The following is a 20,941-nucleotide window of genomic DNA, read 5'->3' as shown; positions in this document are numbered from 1 at the left end:
CTGCACGGGGTGCCGCTGGATGTGTCCTGGAGGCAGGCACAGAGCTGGAGTTGTGGCGCCATCGGGCGGAGATGCCGTGGCCGTGGCTCCTCATGTCGAGAGCTGACAGCCGAACATCTCCGTGCCGCCGACCACGTCCGTCTGCGACTGTGGTCGGCGGCACGGGCATCCGGCTCCAACGTCGCTACGAAACGCAAGAGCGAGCACGTTCTCCCTGTCACAGGCACCGCCTGCATCCACGCCGCGGAACCGCATGTCGACACAGTCCCGCGCCCCTAGGGGGTTGCAGGTGCCGGGCGTTTGAACATCCGGGTGGCCGTGATCTCGCTGTGCACGGCTTCCCCGTCCGTGGCCTCCCGGGGCAGGCCCGGCCGCAAGTGCTCCTCGACGCTGATGTACTTCAGGCCCGCCCTCAGGTCGGCGTCGTTGCGCAGACGGATGACCAGCGGGAACTCCGCCAGTGCCGTCGTGTCGAACAGGCCGGTGGTGTAGAGGAGCTGCACACCGAGCGCGTCGGCGACGGCCCGCTGGAGCTCCAGCAGGTAGGTGGCGTTGGCGCGGCCGATGGGGTTGTCGAGGAACAGGGTGCCGGCGTGCCGGTGCCGCTCCCGACCCCGGTCGTTGGAGCGCAGCGCGGCCATCGTGCAGTACAGGGCGATGGCCGCGGTGAGCAGCTGCCCTCCGGAGAACACATCGCCCATCTGCCCGACGGGGACCCGCTCGGCGCGCAGTACGGCGTCCGGCTTGAGGATCTCGACGGCGACGCCCTTGGGCCGGAGGGCGGCCGCGACTCCACGCAGCAGCAGGGACATGCCGTCGCGCCGCAGATCGGAGTTCTTGCGCACGGCCGCGCGGGTCGCCTCGTCGATGACCTCACCGAGCCGTTCGGTGAGGGTCGCCTGGTCGGGTTCCTCGAAGCGGATGCGGAGGAATTCCTGCCCGGACCACTCGCCGAGCCCTTCGGGCAGCCGGGACAGCCGCTGCGCGGAGCGCAGGGTGGCGAGGGCCGACTCGACGAGTCCTCTGAGCCGGTCCACGATCGAGTCGCGGTTGCGTTCCAGCTGTTCGAGTTCGTCGGTGAGGACCCGGAGCCGGGGCGCGAAGGCGTCCGCCCACTTGTGGGCGTGCTCGGGCAGCGCGGAGGCGGGCAGTTCGCGGATCTGCTGCCGCGCGGGGGTGCGAACCTGCTCGTAGCGGGTGGAGTTGGCGTGCCGGACGAGGATGTCGCTCGCCTCGCGCACCGCGGACTCGGTGGCGGACAGATCGGCGGCGCAGCCCCGTAGTGACCGGCGGGCTTCCGCGGCGGAGCTGCGGGCCTCCGCCAAGCTGCCCGGGTAGGGCTCGGGCCGCTCCGGCTCCTCCTCGGACGCGTGATCACGCAGCAGGTCGCGGAGCATGGCGGCGATCTCGTCGAACCCCCCGGCGGCGTCCTCCGCGGCGTGGTGCGCGTCGAGGAGTTCTCCGTGGGCCTGCCTGGTCCGGTCCAGCTCCTCCGTCCGGGAGGCCAGTTCGGCCGTGGCGGTCCGCAGCAGCGCCTGTGCGTGTTCGGCGTCGCGGGGCACCAACTCCTCGGGAAGCGCGGTGTGTTCCTCGCCGTCCTCGGGCGCGAGCCGCTCCGCCTCGCCGCGCAGCCGTCCGAGTTGCTCGCTCGCGCTCGACATACGGGTCTCCAGGAGCTGCACCAGCTCCTCGGCGCGGGCCGCGGCGGCCTGGCGACTGGGACCGTCCGACCCGTCGGGCGACTGGAGCAGCTGCTCCGCGCGGGTGCGGACCTTGTTGCTCAGCCGGTCCAGCTCCGCGCGTGCCGCGCTCTCGTCGCTCTCGGCCCGGGCCTGCTCGGCGCGCAGATCGGCGCCGACGCCGACCTTCTCGTAGACCTGGGACGCGGCCCGGTACGCCTCGCGCAGGGCAGGCAGGGAGATCTGCGGCGCCTCGGTGCCGTCCTCCGGTACGTCGTCGGGGGCGCCGGCGATCTCGGAGCGCTCGGCGCGCAGCGCCCGCGCGGTGCGCCGGGCGTCGTCGGCGGCCCGCTGCGCGCCGCGTCGGTCCTCGTCGGCGGCCCGCGCGCGCTCCAGGCAGGCCTGGGCGCCGGCCTCCGCCTCGGCGGCGTCGTCGGCCAACTCCCTCAGTTTGGCCTGCCAGCCGCCCCGCTCGCGCAGCCGGAAGGCGAGTCCCGCGAGGGCGTCTGCGGCGCGCCGGGCCTTCTGCGCGGTCTCCTGGCGCTCGTCACGCACCCGGACGGCCTCGGCGGCGGCCTCCTCGGCCTCCGCCCGTACGGCGCGTGCCTCGGCGAGTTCCGCCTCGGACTCCGCCGCGAAGGCGCGGGCATCGTGCGCCGCGCGGGCCAGTTCGGCGAGCCGGCCGGGCGGGCAGCCGGTACGCCAGGAGGTGAGCCGCGCGGTCAGCTCTCGGTCCTTGGCGAGCCGCGCCGCCAGCGCACGGATCTCTTCGTCCCGCGCGGCCGCCCGGACGCGCAGCGCCTGCCGCTCCTCGTCGGCGGCGTGCTCGTCGTGCATGGCCGGGTTCGGCGGTACGAGGAAGACGTCCCCGGTGTCCGTGTCCGGCGCCGGGGTCGGCGCGAGCAGGGCGGCGGCCGTGCCGACGGCGACCGTGGACCGGGGCAGCAGGGCGGCGTCGCTCAGGACCGCGCGGGCGCGGGTGTGGGAGTCCGGGTCGGTGATGATGACACCGTCGACCAGTTCGGGACGGGCGGCCAGCACGCGTGCGTGGTCGGCGGGGTCGACGGCCTGGGCGAGATAGCGCCAGCCGGGCAGGGCGGGGATGCCGTGCTCGCCGAGGTGCTCGACCGTGGCCAGCACGTCCGGGCCGGGCGGCAGCAGTCCGCCGTCTCCGAGAGCGCCGAGGATGCGGGCGTCGTCGGCGGCGGCGGTGCGCAGTTCGAACAACTGGCGTTCGGCGGAAGAGACCGCGTCGTCGAGCAGTTCGCACAGATCGTTGGCGAAGCGGTCCAGTTCCGTGGCGGTGAGGGTGCCTTCGGCGGGGCCGCCGTCCGGTTCGGCATCCGTGTCGGGACGGGGCCACGGGATTGAGGGGCGTACGTCGGTGACGGTCAGGCCCAGCAGCTCGGCCGGCCGTTCCTCGGCGGCCAGTGCCTGTGCGGTGCGAAGTTCGCTCTCGTGGGCACGGTCGGCCGCCGTGGCCGCGTCCGCCGCGCGGGCGGCGGTGAGTTCCGCGCGCGCCTGGGTGGCGGCGGCCTCGCGCGCGTGCTCGGTCGCCCGGCGGGCCGCCTCGCGGGCCGATTCCCAGGCGGCGACCGCGGTCTTCTCCGCGTCGCTGGCCGCGAGGGCGGCGCGGGCCGGGTCGGCGTCGGGGGCGCTGTCGTCGAGCCAGCCGGCCCGGACGGCCTCGGTGGTCTCCTGCTCGACCTCGGTGAGGCGCTGCCTGAGGTGGGCGATCTCGCTGCGGGCCCGCTGTGCCTCGGTGGCGGCGGCGGTGGCGTCGCGGTGGGCGGCGTCGCTGACCTCCTGGAGGGCGGCGGACCGCTCCTCCTCCTCGTTGGCGAGGTTCTCGGCGTTCTGCGCGGCGGTGTGCAGGGCGCGTACGAGGTCGACGGCTGCCTTCGCTCGGGCGGCCAGCGCGGGTGCCGCGTCCCGCTCGGCCTCCTGGATCGCGGCCGAGACCCTGGCGGCCCGGTCGGCGGCGGCGCGGTGGCGCAGCGCTGCCTCTGCGGCCTGCCATGCCGAGTACAGGGTGCGCGCGTCGGCGAGTTCCCGTTTCTGTGCGGCGGCGGACTTCTCTGCCGCGGTGAGCGCCAGGGAGGCGTGCCGGTAGGCGATCTCCGCCGAGATCAGTGCGCTGTGTTCGCACGCCGTTCCGGCCTGGGTGACCGCGTGGGCGGCGGCGGTGACGCGCTGCGCGAGGTCGGCGGCGCGGGCGCGTTCCTGGTTGCCGCGCGCGGAGAGCCTGCGGGCCAGGGTGCGGGTGCGGCGCTCGGCCGTGGTGTGGATCTCCCGCGCCTGGGTGCGGGCACCGGCCGCTTCGACGATCCTGCCGAGCAGTTCGACGGAACCGGCGGTGAAGTCCCGTTCGGCGATCAGCTCGGCGCGTCGGCCCAGCTTGTTGCCGAAGCCGCCGACCAGGTCGGCGAGTCCGTCGGTATCACGGGTGTCCGTGACGGCGCGCAGCAGCAGATCGGTGAAGTCCGAGTCCTTCTTGACCGCGAAGAGGCCGGCCGCCTCGCCCTCGTCGGCGTTCATTTCCCGCTGGTAGCGGAAGAGTTCGGGGTCGAGTCCCAGATCGCCGAGGTGCTCGGTCCAGCGCTCGTGGGTCTCCTCCCAGTGCACCTCCAGGTGCGGATACGTCCTGCCTGCCTCCGTGAGGGCGTCCCGGAAGCCCTTCATGGTGCGGCGGCGGCCCCTCGCGCCGGACTGGCCGTCGGCGGGCGGCCGTACGGCGGTGGCCTCCGCGACGGGAAGGTTGTCCAGGCTGAGTCCCGGGCCGGGCCGCAGCGAGTACCAGGCCTCGGCGAACTTCCTCGGGTCGTTGGAGACCTGGCGGCCACGCCATTCACTGGCCTTGCCGACGACGACGCACTCGCCGGTCAGCACGTGCTGCCACTCCAGCGCCACGTGTCCGCAGTCGTCGGCCAGCAGGAACTTGCGCAGCACGCCGGAGCTCGCGCCGCCGAGGGTGTTGCGGTGGCCCGGGAGCATCACGGAGAAGATCAGCTTCAGCAGGACGGACTTGCCGCCGCCGTTCTCCAGGAAGAGCACCCCGGCGGGCGCGGGCCGGCGGGGCGGGCCCACCGGCTCCTCCGCGAAGAACTCCGCCTGCGTCGGCGCGGGTTCGGGCACGGTCTCGCCGACACCGCGCAGGTCGAGCACGGTGTCGGCGTAGCGCGCGCCGGCGGGCCCGATGGAGTAGAGGCGGACCCGGGACAGCTCGTACATGGCGGACTCTCGAAGTTTTCGGCAGGTCGGGGTGGTTCGGAGACGGGGACGGGAAGGAGGGGCGGGAGGGGAGACTGGGACGGAGGCGAGGACGTGCGGCGGCGGGGGACGCTCAGACGGAATGGAACGGCAGGCCGGCGCCGGCCACCAGTTCCAGGTCCTCATCGCTGTCCGCGGGCAGCAGGGTCGGGGTGCCGTCGGTGACCGGGACGACGCCCAGCTCCAGCAGTTCGGCCATGGCCGCACCGCCCGCCAGGTCGCGCACCTGGAGCTGGTAGCGGGCCGTCGTGCGGTAGGTGCCGCCATGGTCGTCGCCGGTGCGCTGCAGGAATCCGGAGTCGGTGAGGAACGTGACGGCCTTGGCGACGATGCCGGTGGTCGAACCCGCGAGCCGGCGTGCGTCCTTGGTCGCGCCGGTCGCGCTGCGTCTCGCCCAGATCCGCCAGGCCGTCTCCAGCCCTGGGGCGTCGCTGGCCGGGTCGGTGTTCTCGCCCTGTTCCGCGGCCCGCTCCTCCAGACGGTGGCAGGCCTGGCGTACGAAGGCGTCGACGCCGTTGACGGTGACCCGTCCGATGTAGGCGTCGTCGGCGAGGTCCTCGGGACGCGGGAAGGCCATGACGGCGACGGCGAGGTGTGCGAGCCCGTGCAGGAACCGGTCGCCGCCGTCGGCGGAGGTCCGCCGCGCGTAGTCGCCCATGCGGACGGCGAACACCGAGTCCTCGGCTGCGGTCACGGCCATCCCCGCGCGCGGGGACACCTCGAGCACGATCAGGCCGAGGCCGGTGGCCACGGCGTCGGCGAGGCGCGCGAACGGCGGGTCCTCACGGTAGCGGCGCAACAGGTCCGCGTACTCCTGGTCGCGGGCCGGCTGCAGCTTGGGCTGGAGGCCGAAGGCGACGAGCCGCGCCGCGTCGGCGGCGTCGGCGGGTGTGACGGCGGCGCTCGCCGGTGCGGTGGAGGGCTCCGCCTCGCTCCACTCGGCATGCTCGCTCACGGACACGGTTCCTCCTCGCGCTGGCGAACGACGGTGACGGCGGCGACGACGGTACTGGCGGCCTGCCCGGAGCCGGCGGCCTCCGCAGGCTCCCCGAGGTCCGGCGGAACACCCATCAGGCCGCCTCCGTCCGGTCCGCCGCCATCCCCGCCGCGTCCAGCAGGGCCGTACCGACGATGAGGTCGGCGCCGCCGAACTCGGGGTCGTCCAGTCCCACACCGTCGTCCACCGCGAAGAGCAGGCGCCGCTCACCCTGGCGGTAGGCGGTGCCGACCGGCGGGCTGGCCGCGTGGACCGCCAGCAGAGCCACCAGGTACGGAAGTTCGGGGTCCTGGCGGCGGGCCTCGGCGAGCAGTCCGGACAGCCGTCGGGGCGCGTCGGCCGGCAGTTCCAGCAGGGTGGTCGCGGCCGTCAGCTGCTCCTCGGTGAAGCGGCTGTCGTCCGGTGTGGCGATCAGGTCGGGTTCCGGCATCTCGGCGCCCAGGTGCTCCCGTTCCACCGCCGGGGTCAGCAGGATGTCGACGAGGTCGGCGACCCGGACGGACACCGGTGTACGCAGCCCGGTGCCGCGGGCGAAGAAGGCGTCGGTGATCCGCACCGCCTGCTCCAGGGGCAGGGGGAGCAAGGGGGAGAGGAGGTGTCCGTAGAGGTCCGTGCCCGAGGTCGAAGCCGGCGTGGCGAAGGCCTGCCGGTCCTGTTCGGCCCGGAACAGCGGGCCGGCCTCCAGCAGCCGGGACTGCAACTGGGTGTGCCGGCGGATGCAGTCCTTGACGATGTCCACCAGCTCGGCGGCCCTGCGTTTGTGCTCGGGGTCCTCCGATTCGTCACGGGCCTTGCGGATGTTGGTGAGGATCGCGTTCTCGTGGCGGTACCGGTCCGCGACGTGGTCCAGGGCCTCGGCGATCATGTCGGGAACGGCGCTCAGCCAGTCCACCGCGCGTACGTTGCGCCGGGTGGCGTCCAGGGCGCGGCGCAGCGATTCGGAGTACTGCACGGTCCGGTAGCGGGCCTGCTCGGCGGCGAGCTGGGCGTCGGCGAGCCTGCCCCGGTTGATCAGCACCTCGAGTTTGACCTCGGCGGCGATCTGGGCACTGGTGACATCGGTGTCCAGGGCACCTACCAGGACGTTGACCGCCTCGTCCGTGGTCCGCAGGTAGACGGTGCCGCCGGGGCCGGGGACCTCCTCGATCAGCTTGAAGTCGTAGTCGCGGCGGACATAGCTGCCGTCCGCGCCGAACACTCCGTACACCGCGCGGAAGCCGCGGTCGACACTGCCGACGTTGATCAGGTTCTCCAGGACCCAGCGGGCCACCCGCTCGTGCTCGGCGGCCGGTCGGCGGGGAGCCTGGGCGGTGATGCGCGGGACGAGCCGGGCGACTATCTGGTCGTGGTCGGCACCGGTGTCGAAGTCCATGTTCAGCGTGACCAGGTCGATGGCCGCCAGGGCGACCTCCGCCATGCCGTACACCGAGTACTCGCCGGCCAGATTGGCCTTGCGGGCGTCCAGGTCGTGCAGCGGCGCGGTGCAGGCGAGTGCGCGCAGCCGCCGGGCCAGCCCCTCGTCGGCCGCCGGGCCCGGCGCGGGCCGCGGGCCCGCGCTGAGCTGGGGCGGAGCACTGTCCGTCGATGCAGGTGAAGTCACGGTGCACAGACTAGGTCCTCGGTCTGACAACGGCCCAAACGACGCAGATGCGCTCCGGTGTCACGGTCGTCACACTGCTCCGAACCCACGGGGGCCGCCGGGGCCCGCTGACGCCCCGTTCGCTCCGGACGCGGTGCGCGTCGGGCGGCGCGCGCGGCCGGACCCGCATCCCCGAAGGGCCCGGCCCACCTCATCGCCGCACGGCGACCCTCACTGCCGTGCGGCGCCCGTGCGCCCCGGGGGCTCCCCCGCCGTCAGCGCGGCCAGTGCCGCCGACACCGCGGCGGCGGTCCGCAGATCGAGCCGGACGCTCGTCCCCCGCGCACGGTGCCGCAGGTCGTCGGCGGCGAGTGCGAGGAGCTGGGGCAGCAGGTCGGTGCACCGACGGGCCACCCATCCGGTGCCGGCGGTGGCCAGCCACCACAGGCTCGCCGCCAGGGTGGGTGCCGCGGACTCCGGCTCGGGCGAGGGCGCGGGTCCGGGGGCGAGACCCCGCTCCGCCAGCAGCGCGTGGAACCTCACGGCCAGTTGACGGTGTCCTCGCTCGCCCGGGTGCATCCGGTCCGCGCTCCACATCGCCCGGTCGGCGACCCAGTCACCGTCGCTCGCGTGCAGGTGCACCGCGCCGTACCGGTCGGACAGCGCGTGGACGACGGTGTTGAGCGCGCGCTGCCGGCGGGCGAGCGGCCTGGCCAGCGCCCCGGGCAGGCCCATGGTGCCGCCGGGGTCGGGCAGGCACGCGGTGAGCAGCACGGCGCCCTGGGCCGCGCAGGCCGCGTACACCTGGTCCAGCCGCCTGGCCACGGCGTGGATGTCGAAGCCCTGGCGCAGGGTGTCGTTGACCCCGACGACGACCGAGACGAGGTCGGGCCGCAGGGCCAGTGCCCCGGGGAGTTGGCCTTCGAGCACGTCGTGCGTCTGCGCCCCGCTCTTCGCCAGGTTGGTGAACCGTACGGGCCGCTCGTCCAGCGACCCGGCGAGCAGCGCGGCCCAGCCCCGCCATCCGTCCCCGGCGCGGTCTCCGACGCCCTCGGTCAGCGAGTCGCCGAGGGCCACGAACCGCACGGGTCTCATCTCGGGCCTCCCCGTGCTGCGGACGCGGGCCGGACGGGCGCCACGCCGTCCGGCCCGCTCTCCCTCGCGGCCGTCCGCGGGGCCTCGTGGGCGTCGAGGAACGCCGTCACGGCCGCTCCCCACCCGAAGCCCTCCGCACGTGCGCGTGCCGCCGCGCGCCGCTCCGTCTCCGGTCGTCCCAGCAGGAGTTCGACGGCGTCCGCGAACGACTCCCCCCGGTCCCCCGCGACCGCCCCGGCGGAGCCGATCACCTCCGGCAGCGCGGACGAGGTGCTCGCCACCACGGGGGTGCCGCACGCCATCGCCTCCAGCGCGGCGAGCCCGAAGGTCTCCGCGGGCCCCGGCGCCAGGCACACGTCCGCGGAGGCCTGGAGCGCGCCGAGGAACGCCCGGTCGAGGACGTGCCCCAGGAAGACGACCGGCAGTCCGCGTTCCCGGGCGCGCTGCTCGAGCCGCGGCCGCAGCGGTCCGTCCCCCGCCACCACCAGCACCGCCCGCCGCCCGCGCCGCAGCAGTGCCTCCAGCGCGTCCAGCGCCGTCCCGGGCCGCTTCTCCACGGACAGCCGGGTACACGTCACCAGCAGTGTTTCCGTCCCGCGCGCGTGGCGGGCCCGCAGCCCTGGATCGTGCAGCGCGGGGTGCCGCTCCGTCAGGTCGACGCCGAGCGGTGCCCGTACGACGTTGCGGGCACCGATCCTGGCGAACTCGCGCTCGGCGAACCCGGTGGTGCACACGACACGCGCGTAGGTGTGAGCGGTGCGGGCGTTGAGGGCGTCGGCGGTGCGCCGCGCGACCCCTTCCGGCAGCCCCCAGGTGCGCAGCACGCCGTCGGCGGTCTCGTGGGAGACCATGACCGCGGGTACCCGGGCCCGCCGCGCCCATCTGCCGGTCCAGCGCAGGGTCGTACGGTCGGACACCTCGAGCCGGTCGGGAGCGAGTTCCTCCAGCAGGGCGACGATCCGCCGCTTGTCGGTGAGGACGCGGTAGCCACCGGTGCCGGGCAGGAGCGGGCCCGGCAGGGTGATCACCCGCCCCTGCTCGGTCTCCTGGTCGCTCTCCCGCTCACCGGGGACGATGAGCACGGACTCGTGCCCCGCCTCCCGATAGCCCCTGCCGAGCTCCCGCAACGCGGTGCGCAGTCCGCCGGAGGCCGGCGCGACGAAGTTCGCGAGCCGCACGATCCGCAGCGAGCCGTCGACACCCTGGGTGCGCCCGACGTCCTGCGGGCACTCGACGCCCTGCGTGCCGTCGGCACCCGGCCCACCAGTCGGCAGGGCCTCCGTTCCCACCGGCCCGTTCACGCCGCCACCGCCGTCCTGCGCCCGGCGAGCACATCCGTGTAGTGGCCGATCAGCCGGTCCCCGACGGCCGCCCAGGTACGGCCCTCGACCGTCGCGCGCCCCGCTGCCCCGTAGGCGGCCCGCCGCCGGGGGTCGGCGGCCAGCGACCACACCGCGTCCCGTACCGCGGCTGCGTCGCGCGGCGGCACCAGGAACCCGGTACGCCCGTGCGCGACCAGGTCCAGCGGGCCGCCCGCGGCGGGCGCGACCACGGGCACGCCGCTCGCCATGGCCTCCTGCACGGTCTGGCAGAAGGTCTCGAACGGTCCCGTGTGGGCGAAGACGTCCAGCGAGGCGAAGATCCTCGCGAGTTCGTCACCGGTGCGTCGTCCCAGGAAGGCCGCGCCGGGCATGGCCTGCTCCAGACCCGGTCGGCTGGGGCCGTCGCCCACGACGACGACCCGCACTCCCGGCAGGGCGCTCGTTTCGGCCAGCAGCTCGACCTGCTTCTCGGGAGCGAGCCGGCCGACGTAGCCGACGATCAGCTCGCCGTTCGGGGCGAGTTCCCGGCGCAGTGCCTCGTCCCGCAGTTCGGGCCGGAAACGGACGGTGTCCACGCCGCGCGGCCACAGTTTGACCCTGGGGACGCCGTGCTCCTGGAGGTCGCTCCGCGCGGCGCCGGACGGGGCGAGGGTGAGGTCGGCGGCCGAGTGCACGGACCGGATCCGACGCCAGGCCGCGGCCTCGCCCGCGCCCATGTACGTGCGGGCGTACCCGGCGAGGTCGGTCTGGTAGACGGCCACGGCCGGCAGGCCGAGACGCGAGGCGGCCGCCATGCCGCGCACACCGAGCACGAAGGGGCTGGCCAGATGGACGAGATCGGCCCGGTGCTCGGCGATCGCCGCGGTGACACGCCGGCTGGGGAGAGCGACGCGGACCTGGGGGTAGCCCGGGAGCGGGAGGGAGGGGATCCGGACGACGGGGCACGGAGCCCGGTCGTCGGGTTCGTCGCCCGCGGCGGGGGCGACGACAACAGGGCTGTGACCGCGGTCCACGAGGTGCCGTGCGGTCTGGAGCGCGCAGTGAGCCACGCCGTTCACGTCAGGGGGAAAGGATTCGGTCACGATGACGACTCGCATACGGGTGTTCTCGCCGCGCCGGACGTGGCCACGTCAACGTGGATCTTTCCGGCCGGGGAACGTCCCATGAGCGTTGTGTCGCACACCCGCAGGGGTCGAACACCGGCCATGCGCTCCTGCCCAGCGGGACATCCGGCGTTCACACCGCGCCCCGGGGCGGGTCACACGACGGTCTCCCCGGGACCGATCCGGCTGCGTACGGCGGTCTGCACCTCGGCCTCCTCGGCCGGGTCGACGGCGAGCCGGCGCAGGCGCTCGAAGACTCGGGCGTCGCCGGTCTCGGCGTGCCGCGCGGCGATCTCGCGAGTGGACTCCTCGCAGTCCCAGAGGCACTCGACGGCGAAGCCGCTGCCGAAGGAGGGATCGGTGGCCGCGAGTGCGCGGGCGGCCCGGCCGCGCAGATGGGAGGAGGCGGTCTCCCGGTAGATGTGGCGGAGTACGGGAGCGGCACAGGTGATGCCCAGGCGTCCGGCGCCGTCGACGAGGGTCCACAGGGTCGGCGCGTCGGGGCCCTCGCCCCGTACCGCCTCGCGCAGCGCGGCGAGGACCAGGTCTCGGTCCTGGGCGCCGCCCCGGAGGGCGAGGACACGGCCGGCGGCGGCGCCCAGGACGTCGGGCCGGTGGGCCCAGCGGCGCGCACGGTCGACGGCGGCGAGACTGCGCATGCGTTCGAACGCGTCGACGGCGGTCTCCACGACGGGCGCCGGCCCGGTGGCCACGGCACCCTCGATCAGGGCGAGGGCGTCCGGATCATTGCTGTCGGCGAGGTAGCGCAGGGCGGTGCAACGGGCCCCCTCGGTGCCGTCCTCGGCGGCCCGGACGATCTCGGACCGGTCCTCCGGGCCCGCCACGGCGCTCAGGCAGCGGGCGGCCGGGACATGCAGGGCGGTGCCGCGTTCGAGTCCCTGCTGGGCCCATTCGAAGACGGCCCGCACGCTCCACCCGGGACGGGGACCGGTGGGGCGCATCTGCCGCTGCCAGCGGTCGAAGCAGCCGGCCTCCTGGGCGCCGCGCACACGCGTGGCGACGGATTCGCGTGGATCGTCGGCCCACAGGCGCCAGGGCCGCGGCTCGAAGGCGTCGCGGACGGTGGCGGCCAGTTCGGCCTCGCCCTCGGCATCGGTGGTGAACCGCGCGAGCACCGGGGCGGCGAGGGCGCGCAGGCCCGCGTCGTCGTCCCGGAGGGCGAGTTCGTCCAGGGCCCAGGTCCAGTTGGAGCCCTCGGCGGCGTACCTGCGCAGCAGGACGAGCGCGTCCCGCCTGCCGTAGGAGGCGAGGTGCCCGAGGACCGCGAGGGCGAGCCCGGTGCGTGACTCCTCGGTGTCGAGGATGTCCTCGGCCTCGAAGAGGTGTGCCTCGATCGCGTCCAGTTCACCGTGCAGATCGAGGTAGAGGCGGGCGTAGTAGAGGGAGCGGTTCTCCACCTGCCAGTCGTGGCGCGGATCGCGCAGCACGCAGTGGTTCAGCGCCGCGAGCGTTTCGGAGCGCGGGGCGGTGAGCGCGTGCAGCGTGCCGTCGCCGCGGCCGCGCTGAAGCAGGCCGAGCAGTGTACCGCTGGGCGCTATGACCGGATCGAACATGGGAAACAGCCTCACATCAAGCGTCGACGCAACCGGGGACGTGCATTACCTGGCCGCGTGCCAACACGTCGGGGCGCCCGCCGTTTCCTGCTTGCTGTAGACCATCTTCCTCTGCCTCTCGTCGGTGGCCCGTGCGGGCCGCGTCACGGCCCGCACGGTGCGGCAACACCTGCCCAGCCATCGCGTCCGTGAATCACGTCGTCATGATGACCCGGCGGTCACATCTGCCGCGACCGAATTCCGGCGGCCTCGTACCGCCTACTCCGTTTCCCGTGGTTTCCCGCAGTTTCCCGCGGTTTCCCGTGCCCTCGCCGGTCGGAGCGCTCAGCGCAACGTCCGGTTCAGCACTCGGCCCGGCTTCGGCCCCCTGCGCGGTTCAGTGTCCACCGAACAGTTCGAGCAGTTCCGCGCGGCCGAACATCCGAGCCGTGTCGACGGCCGAGGGAGTGCCCGCGGCAGGGTCGGCACCACCGTGCAGAAGGGCCTTGACCACCTCGGTCTCGCCCTTGAAGGCGGCCCCGGCGAGCGGGGTCTGTCCCCGGTCGTTGATCCGGTCGGCGTCGGCGCCGCGCTCCAGCAGCGCGCGGACCGCTTCGGCATGGCCGTGGTAGGCGGCGAGCATCACGAGCGAGTCGCCCCGGTCATTGGTGAGGTCGGCAGGCACACCCGCCTCTACGTAGGCCACGAGTTCCCCGGTCCGGCCGCGCCGGGCCAGATCGAAGATCTTGGTCGCCAACTCCACGACCTCGGGGTCAGGGGCTTCAGTCATGTCGGCCGGACCGCCTCTCACCACGGATCACTCCGCACATCGGGGACAGGGTGTACGTCTGCGAGCGGTGCAGAGCCGTACGGGTGAATCGCCAGGGTACTGGCTCGCGCGGCACATGAGCCGACGTGTCCGAGGTAAGGATCACGGGGCACCCGGCCGGGCACAGCCGGATGCGACAGCCCACGTCCGCCGGGTCAGGAACGGTCCGCACCGGTCCGCCGACCGGGCGAAACACTCACCGATTAACCCAGTTGCACCTTTTGTCGTATAGATACATTCTGTGAGGATGGAAGTACTCATGGTGACTGTCCCCCACGAACCAGGAGAACTCACATGATCCTCTCGATCTCAGGCGTGGTCCTGCTCGGCGTCGTCCTCTTCATCTTCTGCCGCAAGGACGGCCTGAAGCCGTTGCACGCCGTGGTGGCCCTGCTGTTCGGCTTCTATCTGGCCAGTACGGCCATTGCGCCGAGCATCAAGGCGGGCGGCGAAAGCCTGGCAGGCCTCCTCGGCGGAATCAGGTTCTGACCCACCGCACCCCATCTCCCCGACGTACCCGCCCACCCGCACACACTGGAGGCAGCAGTGGCCCGGCGCCCCCTTCCCCACATCCTGAGGAACGGCGGCATCCAGCTCGCCCGGAGCCGGGAGCTGGCCCGGACGGCTGCCGACAGCGCCACGGACGTCCTCCATCCGCTCATCACGATCACGCGCGGACTGCGCCGGCTCGCCTCGGCCGGGCGGCGCAGGTGGCTCGCCACCCCCAAGGAGCGGCGCGGAACGCTGTTCTTCCTGGTGACATCGGTGGTCCTGGTCGTGGCGCTCCTCCCCTACGGCCCCCTGCTCGCCGTCATCACCCTGATGGCGGCGGCGGCCTGGCAGGGCCGGGACCGCGCCTCGGCCGCGTCCGACGGGCCCGACGAGTCACAGATCCAGCGCCTGAGGTCGCTGTACGAAGCCCTGGTGCCGTACTTCTCGTCCGCCGGGGACCCGGACCCCCTCTACACCCACGGCGGCGCGTGGGAGAACGCCTTCCCCGAGTACGAGTTCGACGGCACCGGCCGCATCACCCACCTGCTGATCAGCTATCCCGCGTACTACACCGACGGCGAACCGGAGTCCCGCGCCCGGATCGAGCACCTGCTCGCCGCCAAGTCGGGGCGCGGCCGCGAATACCACTTCGCCTGGGACGAGGAGGGCAACCAGCTCACGGTCCGCGTCCTAGCCCCGCTGCCCGCCGACATCGCCGCCCAGCGCTTCGTCACGTCCCCCGGCGAGACGGTCCTCGGTTTCACCGATCCCACCCGGGTGCGGCGGACCCTGCCGCTCACCCACGGCAAGGAACAGCGCGACGTTCCCCCCGTCGTCTGGCGCACCGGCATCCGCTCCGCCGAGCCCCATCTGCTGGCGGCCGGGCACCCCGGCAGCGGTACCTCCACGCTGTTGCGCTCCGTCGCACTGCAGGCACTGGTCCACGGCGATGTGATGATCATCGACGGCGGCGGCACCGGGGAGTACGCGTGCCTCACCGGCCGGGACGGCGTGCTCTCCGTCGAGTGCGGCCTGGCGGGGGTCCTGGCAAGTCTTCGGTGGGCCGCGCACGAGACGGAGCGCCGCCTGATCGTCACCAACCGGGCCCACCAGGCGGGCGACCCGCCGCCCGCGGACACCAGGCGGCCGCTCTGGATCCTGCTGGACCGCCCGAGCGCGTTCACGCACCTCGCCGCCGCGGACGGCCGCGAGGACCCCCAGTCGCTGCTCCAGGTCCCGCTGCGGCACGGCCGCCCGGTGAACGTCACGGTGGTCGTCGCCGATCAGCTCGACAGCATGGAGGCCCTCACCGACGCGGTACGGCAGCACACCCGCGCGCGCGTCGTCCTCGGACCCGCGACACCGGAGCAGGTTGCGGCCGTCCTGGGCGCTCCCCCGCACACCACACCCGTCGAACACGTCCCCCCGGGTCGCGGCTACGCCCGTCTGGGCACGGGCCCGGTTCACCGGATCCAGGTGCCGGCCACGCCGAACCCGTACGACGACGCGACCAGCGACGCCCACCGGCAGGCGGTACTCGACCTGCTCCCGGCCCGGACGACTCCGGCGGACGCGGAAACGGAGGCGCGGGCGCCCGAGCGCACACGGCCGGTACCCGGCCTCCTGTCCAAGGCACCTGCCGACGGGACCTCCGTGAACACCGCCCCGGCGATGACCGACCGGCACACCGAGGACAACGTGCCCGCGGAGGCGGCCGTCGCCGAATCCTCCTGACCGCCCACCGCCGGCCGCCCTCGAACACCGCGTGCAGGCGCCGCCCGTCCGCCGTGGCTACGCCACGAAGGAGCGCGGCACCTCCGCCCCCGACGTCCCGCCGGTCTCGACGATCCGTGCCGCCGCGGCCAGCCGTACCGCCGCCTCCTCCGCCACCGCGCCGCCCACGGTGAACGGCAGGCGCACATATCCCTCGAACGCCCCGTCGACCCCGAAGCGCGGCCCCGACGGCGCCCGCACCCCGACCCGCTCCCCCGCCTCGGCGATCCGCGACCCCGAGAGCCCACCGGTACGCACCCACAGGGTGAGCCCGCCGCGCGGGACCTCGAACTCCCAGTCGGGCAGCTCCCGGCGCACCGCGTCGACCAGCGCGTCCCGGTTCTCCCGGGCCTGCGCCCGTCGGATCTCCACGGCCCGCTCCCAGCCGTCCGTGCCGAACAGCCAGTTCACCGCGAGCTGTTCCAGCACGGGCGTGCCCAGGTCGGCATACGCGCGCGCCGCGACGAGACCGCGGATCACGTCGGGGGCCGCGCGCACCCAGCCGATACGCAGACCGGCCCAGAACGCCTTGCTCGCCGAGCCGACCGTGATCACCGTGGAGCCGGCCGGGTCGAAGGCGCAGACGGGGCGCGGCATCTCCACATCCGGATCGAGCCAGAGCTCGCTCATGGTCTCGTCGGCGACCAGCACCGTCCCCGCCGAGCGCGCCGCCTCCACCAGCCGGCGGCGCTGGTCCTCGTCGGCGAGCGCACCGGTCGGGTTGTGGAAGTCCGCGACGACGTACGCGATGCGCGGCGCCGCTTCCCGCAGCACCTGCCGCCAGTGGTCCAGGTCCCAGCCGGCCAGCCCCTCCGCCATGGCGACGGGGACCAGCCGGGCCCCGGCCTCCCGCATCAGCTGGAGGATGTTGGCGTAGGACGGCGACTCGACGGCGATGCGCTCGCCACGGCCTCCGAAACGGTGGCAGATGGCGTCGATGGCACCCATCGCCCCGGTCGTCACCATGATCTGCTCGGGCATGGTCGGGATGCCCCGCGCGGTGTACCGGTCGGCGATCGTCGCGCGCAGCGCCGGCAGTCCGGCCGGGTAGTCGCCGTGGGTGTGCGCATAGGGCGGCAGTTCCTCGAGGGCGCCCTGTACGGCGCGGGTGAGCCAGGGTTCGGGCGCGGGCAGGGCGGCGCAGCCGAGGTCGATCACCGAGCCGAGGGCCTCGGGGGGCAGCGGTTCCAGTCCCCGCGCGGGCACCGGGTTTCCGGCCGGCACGGCGGTCCAGCTGCCGGCGCCGCGTCGTGACTCCAGGAAGCCCTCGCCGCGCAGCGCCTCGTAGGCGGCGGCGACGGTGGTGCGGCTGACGGACAGGGCCAGGGCCAGTTCCCGCTCGGCGGGCAGCCGGGCGGCCACCGGGACGCGCCCCTCGAGCACCAGCAGCCGGATCCCGTCGGCCAGGGCACGATAGGCGGGCGGGCGGCGGGTGCCGGGTCCGGCCGACCGGTCCTGCTGGGAGCTGAGCAGCCGGGCGAGCTGCGCCGCACCCACCGCCGAGGTCCACTGCGCCATCTGAATCAGTCCACCTTCCTCGAATTGGCCATGGATGGCATCTCCCTCCCTGCCACAGGGTGTCACGGGTCAGTCCACTTCCACCATGGGGGTATGCCTTGTCCAGCCGATCGCCCCGGCGCGGGCATCTCGCACGGCGCCTGTTCCAGCTCTACACCGGACTGGCGCTGTACGGCGCGAGCTCGGCCCTGCTGGTCAGGTCCGGACTCGGTCTGGAGCCGTGGAACGTGCTGCACCAGGGCCTGTCCGAGCGGACGGGCCTGTCGATGGGCCTGGTGGTGACCCTCCTGGGCGCGGCGGTGCTGCTGCTGTGGATCCCCCTGCGCCAGCGCCCGGGCCTCGGCACGGTCTCCAACGTCCTGGTGATCGGCGCTGCCATGGACTCGACCCTGGCCGTGGTGCCCGAGGCGCACGGCATGGCCCTCCGCGTGCTGATGACGGTCTCCGGCATCGTGCTGAACGGCGCGGCGACCGGGCTGTACATCGCGGCGCGCTTCGGGCCGGGCCCGCGCGACGGGCTGATGACGGGACTGAATCAGCGCACGGGGGCGTCGATCCGGCTGGTGCGCACGGCCATCGAGGTCACGGTGGTCGCCACGGGCTTCGTCCTCGGCGGCACCGTGGGCGTGGCGACCCTCCTGTACGCGGTGACGATCGGCCCGCTCGCCCAGCTCTTCCTGCGGGTGTTCGCCGTCCCCTCGGCATCCGCCGGCCCCGCGGTCGTCGCCACCGGTCAACCGCACGGGGTGATACTGCGTCCGTGACCTCACGGATACGCCACCCCTACCTCGACCATCCCGGCCCGATCGCGTTCGCCCACCGCGGCGGGGCGGCGAACGGACTGGAGAACACCGTGCGCCAGTTCCGGTGTGCCGTCGAGGCGGGTTACCGCTACATCGAGACGGACGTCCATGTCACGCGGGACGGCCGGCTCGTCGCGTTCCACGACGCGACCCTGGACCGGGTGACGGACGGGGCGGGCCGGATCGCCGACCTGCCGTGGCGGGAGGTGCGGCACGCGCGCGTGGCGGGCCAGGAGCCGGTACCCCTCTTCGAGGAGCTGCTGGCCGCCTTCCCCGAGGTGCGGTGGAACGTCGACGTCAAGGCCGAGCCGGCTCTCCTGCCCTTCCTGGAGCTGGTCGAGCGGACGGACGCCTGGGACCGGGTCTGCCTCGGCTCCTTCTCCGAGGCCCGCGTGGTACGCGCCCAGCGACTGGCCGGGCCCCGCCTCGCGACCTCGTACGGCACGCGGGGGGTGCTGAATCTGCGGCTGCGCTCGTGGGGGCTGCCGGCCGCGGTGCGCCGGTCGGCCGTCGCCGCCCAGGTTCCGGAGGCCCAGTCCGGCGTCCCGGTGGTGGACCACCGCTTCGTGCGCACCGCACACGCGCGCGGGCTCCAGGTACACGTGTGGACGGTCAACGAACCCGAGCGGATGCACCGGCTCCTGGACCTGGGGGTGGATGGCATCATGACCGATCGCATCGACATACTGCGTACGGTCATGGAGGACCGCGGCCTGTGGGTCTGAGACCCCGCCCGGCCACTGAGCGCGTTCACGGGGAAGCGAGGGCACGGGTGGGCGACGACACCGTGCGATCACCGGCAGCGGACGAGGCGGCCGGCCGACGGTACGAGCAGCGCGGCTGGTACTTCTACGACTGGGCGTGCTCCGTGTACTCCACGAGCGTTCTCACGGTGTTCCTCGGCCCCTATCTGACGTCGGTCGCCGAGGCCGCGGCGGACGCGGACGGGTTCGTTCATCCGTTCGGCGTTCCGGTGCGCGCCGGGTCGTTCTTCGCGTACTCGGTGTCCCTGTCGGTGATCCTGGCGGTGCTCGTGATGCCGCTGGTGGGCGCCGCCGCCGACCGCACCGGCCGCAAGAAGCCGCTCCTCGCGGCCGCCGCCTACACGGGTGCCGCCGCCACGGCGTGCATGTTCCTCCTCGACGGCGAGCGCTATCTGCTGGGTGGCGCCCTGCTGGTCGTGGCGAACGCGGCGCAGTCCGTGGCGATGATGCTCTACAACTCCTACCTGCCGCAGATCGCCACTCCCCAGGAACGCGACGCGGTCTCCTCACGGGGCTGGGCCTTCGGCTACGCGGCGGGCGCCCTGGTCCTCGTCGCCAACCTGATCCTCTACTCCGCCCATGACGGTTTCGGACTCTCCGAGGGCATGGCGGTCCGCATCTGCCTGGCGTCGGCCGGTCTGTGGTGGGGCGCCTTCGCCCTGGTGCCGCTGCGGCGGCTGCGCGACCGCCGCGCCCCCGTGCGGGAGGCGTCGTCCGCCCTGTCCGGTTTCCGGCAGCTCGCGGCGACCGTCCGCGACATGCGGCGCCACCCGCTCACGCTCGCCTTCCTGCTGGCGTACCTGGTCTACAACGACGGCATCCAGACGGTGATCTCACAGGCCTCGGTCTACGGCTCGAAGGAGCTGGGGCTCGGGCAGTCCACGCTCATCGTCGCCGTGCTGCTGGTCCAGGTACTGGCGGTGGTCGGCGCGCTGGCGCTGGGCCGGCTGGCCCGGATCCACGGGGCGAAGCGCACGATCCTCGGCTCACTGGTCGCCTGGACGCTGACGCTGGCCGCCGGGTACTTCCTGCCCGCCGGGGAGCCGGTGTGGTTCTTCGTTCTGGCCGCCGGGATCGGCCTGGTCCTCGGCGGCAGCCAGGCCCTGTCCCGATCGCTGTTCTCCCACCTCGTGCCGCCCGGCAAAGAGGCCGAGTACTTCTCGGCGTACGAGCTGAGCGATCGCGGGATGAGCTGGCTCGGTCCGCTGCTGTTCGGGCTCACCTACCAGCTCACGGGCAGCTACCGGGACGCGATCATCTCGCTGGTGGCCTTCTTCGTCCTCGGTTTCGCGCTGCTCGCGCGGGTTCCGGTGCGCCGGGCGGTCGCCGCCGCGGGGAATCCCGTTCCGGAGAAGATTTAGCACTCGGCGCGAAAGGGCTGTAGTGTACGCGTTTGGCCTGCCAGGTGTACCGTTACTGCGCGTCAAAGACACCGAAACGCTGTGTTGCATCTGTCATTAGATGTGACAAACCGGGCGCCGGTGGGTACTGCACTGGTTGACAAGGCTGCGGCTACGACGGCGACACATGGCCCGGAACGGGAATCTTTACCGCCGACCGGACGTTGACCGGATGACGACGACAGCGACACCTGTCCTGTGGGCGACAAGCCCGGGAGGCACGATTCATGAGTGAGCGAGCTCTTCGCGGCACGCGCCTCGTGGTGACCAGCTACGAGACGGACCGCGGCATCGACCTGGCACCGCGCCAGGCCGTGGAGTACGCATGCGAGAAGGGGCACCGCTTCGAGATGCCCTTCTCGGTCGAGGCGGAGATCCCGCCGGAGTGGGAGTGCAAGGTCTGCGGTGCCCAGGCACTCCTGGTTGACGGCGACGGCCCCGAGGAGAAGAAGGCCAAGCCCGCGCGTACGCATTGGGACATGCTGATGGAGCGACGCACCCGTGAGGAACTCGAAGAGGTCCTCGAGGAGCGTCTCGCCGTTCTGCGCTCCGGTGCGATGAACATCGCGGTTCACCCCCGGGACAGCCGAAAGTCGGCTTGAGCCCGACGGAGGATCGGACGGGAGCACAGCGCACAGCAGCACACAGGACCGCGGGCGCCGTACCACTGTGACCCCAGCAGGAAAGCCCACTTGACCCCGTCCTGCCGCCGGGACGACGAGACGACGGGACGACAGGGCGACGGACTGAAGAGAACGGACTGA

The 20,941-nt window shown here is 73.4% G+C and carries 15 protein-coding genes; 6 read left to right on the top strand and 9 right to left on the bottom strand.

Annotation, left to right across the window (positions count from 1 at the left end; translation table 11 throughout):
- Positions 1-275 precede the first annotated feature (275 nt).
- The 8 genes from AB0I73_RS30930 to AB0I73_RS30895 all read right to left on the bottom strand — a co-directional run bounded on the left by AB0I73_RS30930 (position 276) and on the right by AB0I73_RS30895 (position 13,388).
- Positions 276-4,910, bottom strand: coding sequence for a hypothetical protein (locus AB0I73_RS30930; RefSeq protein WP_363042888.1), 4,635 nt, complete (start codon positions 4,908-4,910; stop codon positions 276-278).
- Positions 4,911-5,022: 112 nt separating this feature from the next.
- Positions 5,023-5,904, bottom strand: coding sequence for a hypothetical protein (locus AB0I73_RS30925; protein ID WP_363042886.1), 882 nt, complete (start codon positions 5,902-5,904; stop codon positions 5,023-5,025).
- Between the two features lie 115 nt (positions 5,905-6,019).
- Positions 6,020-7,546: a hypothetical protein gene (locus AB0I73_RS30920; protein WP_363042884.1), complete on the bottom strand. Its 1,527-nt coding sequence runs from the start codon at positions 7,544-7,546 to the stop codon at positions 6,020-6,022.
- Positions 7,547-7,756: 210 nt separating this feature from the next.
- On the bottom strand, positions 7,757-8,620 hold the full coding sequence (locus tag AB0I73_RS30915) for an SGNH/GDSL hydrolase family protein (protein WP_363042882.1): 864 nt from the start codon (positions 8,618-8,620) through the stop codon (positions 7,757-7,759).
- The gene (locus tag AB0I73_RS30910; protein ID WP_363042913.1) at positions 8,617-9,807 is read right to left on the bottom strand and encodes a glycosyltransferase; all 1,191 of its coding nucleotides are present in this window, start codon (positions 9,805-9,807) and stop codon (positions 8,617-8,619) included. The genes AB0I73_RS30915 and AB0I73_RS30910 overlap by 4 nt, the downstream gene beginning before the upstream one ends.
- 110 nt (positions 9,808-9,917) lie before the next feature.
- A complete protein-coding gene (locus tag AB0I73_RS30905; protein ID WP_363042880.1) occupies positions 9,918-11,039 on the bottom strand; it encodes a glycosyltransferase family 1 protein in 1,122 nt (373 codons plus the stop codon).
- A 161-nt stretch (positions 11,040-11,200) separates the two neighbouring features.
- The gene (locus AB0I73_RS30900; protein ID WP_363042878.1) at positions 11,201-12,619 is read right to left on the bottom strand and encodes a HEAT repeat domain-containing protein; all 1,419 of its coding nucleotides are present in this window, start codon (positions 12,617-12,619) and stop codon (positions 11,201-11,203) included.
- A gap of 376 nt (positions 12,620-12,995) precedes the next feature.
- Positions 12,996-13,388 (bottom strand): ankyrin repeat domain-containing protein, encoded by a 393-nt coding sequence (locus tag AB0I73_RS30895; RefSeq protein WP_363042876.1) that lies wholly within the window; start codon positions 13,386-13,388, stop codon positions 12,996-12,998.
- 333 nt (positions 13,389-13,721) lie between these two features.
- Here AB0I73_RS30895 and AB0I73_RS30890 point away from each other — a divergent pair, with 333 nt between their 5' ends.
- Complete coding sequence (locus AB0I73_RS30890; protein WP_202276830.1) at positions 13,722-13,916, top strand: hypothetical protein; 195 nt, start codon at positions 13,722-13,724, stop codon at positions 13,914-13,916.
- 57 nt (positions 13,917-13,973) lie between these two features.
- The gene (locus AB0I73_RS30885) at positions 13,974-15,653 is read left to right on the top strand and encodes a hypothetical protein (RefSeq protein ID WP_363042874.1); all 1,680 of its coding nucleotides are present in this window, start codon (positions 13,974-13,976) and stop codon (positions 15,651-15,653) included.
- Positions 15,654-15,710: 57 nt separating this feature from the next.
- On the opposite strand, the gene AB0I73_RS30880 is transcribed toward AB0I73_RS30885, so the two are convergent.
- Positions 15,711-17,210 (bottom strand): PLP-dependent aminotransferase family protein, encoded by a 1,500-nt coding sequence (locus AB0I73_RS30880; protein ID WP_363042872.1) that lies wholly within the window; start codon positions 17,208-17,210, stop codon positions 15,711-15,713.
- A gap of 98 nt (positions 17,211-17,308) precedes the next feature.
- On the opposite strand from AB0I73_RS30880, the gene AB0I73_RS30875 reads away from it, so the two are divergent.
- The 4 genes from AB0I73_RS30875 (at position 17,309) to AB0I73_RS30860 (ending at position 20,779) form a co-directional block, all read left to right on the top strand.
- Positions 17,309-17,974 (top strand): hypothetical protein, encoded by a 666-nt coding sequence (locus AB0I73_RS30875; protein WP_363042870.1) that lies wholly within the window; start codon positions 17,309-17,311, stop codon positions 17,972-17,974.
- Positions 17,971-18,738 (top strand): glycerophosphodiester phosphodiesterase, encoded by a 768-nt coding sequence (locus AB0I73_RS30870; protein WP_363042868.1) that lies wholly within the window; start codon positions 17,971-17,973, stop codon positions 18,736-18,738. Before AB0I73_RS30875 ends, AB0I73_RS30870 begins: the two co-directional genes overlap by 4 nt.
- Before the next feature lie 47 nt (positions 18,739-18,785).
- Positions 18,786-20,138, top strand: a complete 1,353-nt coding sequence (locus AB0I73_RS30865; RefSeq protein ID WP_363042866.1) for an MFS transporter — start codon at positions 18,786-18,788, stop codon at positions 20,136-20,138.
- A gap of 266 nt (positions 20,139-20,404) precedes the next feature.
- Entirely contained in the window at positions 20,405-20,779 is a 375-nt protein-coding gene (locus AB0I73_RS30860) for an RNA polymerase-binding protein RbpA (protein ID WP_003977404.1), read from the top strand.
- Positions 20,780-20,941: the final 162 nt, after the last annotated feature.

Origin of the sequence: Streptomyces sp. NPDC050388, from assembly GCF_040655635.1 — a bacterium.
Taxonomy (GTDB): domain Bacteria; phylum Actinomycetota; class Actinomycetes; order Streptomycetales; family Streptomycetaceae; genus Streptomyces.
The sequence above is the reverse complement of the archived record's forward strand: the minus strand, read 5'-3'. Positions and strand labels throughout refer to the sequence as shown.

What these genes read in the sequence shown, in the direction of transcription:
- AB0I73_RS30930 (WP_363042888.1), bottom strand. Translation starts at nt 4,910, where the DNA reads ATGTACGAGCTGTCCCGGGTCCGCCTCTACTCCATCGGGCCCGCCGGC.
- AB0I73_RS30915 (WP_363042882.1), bottom strand. Translation starts at nt 8,620, where the DNA reads ATGAGACCCGTGCGGTTCGTGGCCCTCGGCGACTCGCTGACCGAGGGC.
- AB0I73_RS30905 (WP_363042880.1), bottom strand. Translation starts at nt 11,039, where the DNA reads ATGCGAGTCGTCATCGTGACCGAATCCTTTCCCCCTGACGTGAACGGC.
- AB0I73_RS30900 (WP_363042878.1), bottom strand. Translation starts at nt 12,619, where the DNA reads ATGTTCGATCCGGTCATAGCGCCCAGCGGTACACTGCTCGGCCTGCTT.
- AB0I73_RS30895 (WP_363042876.1), bottom strand. Translation starts at nt 13,388, where the DNA reads ATGACTGAAGCCCCTGACCCCGAGGTCGTGGAGTTGGCGACCAAGATC.
- AB0I73_RS30890 (WP_202276830.1), top strand. Translation starts at nt 13,722, where the DNA reads ATGATCCTCTCGATCTCAGGCGTGGTCCTGCTCGGCGTCGTCCTCTTC.
- AB0I73_RS30880 (WP_363042872.1), bottom strand. Translation starts at nt 17,210, where the DNA reads ATGGCGCAGTGGACCTCGGCGGTGGGTGCGGCGCAGCTCGCCCGGCTG.
- AB0I73_RS30860 (WP_003977404.1), top strand. Translation starts at nt 20,405, where the DNA reads ATGAGTGAGCGAGCTCTTCGCGGCACGCGCCTCGTGGTGACCAGCTAC.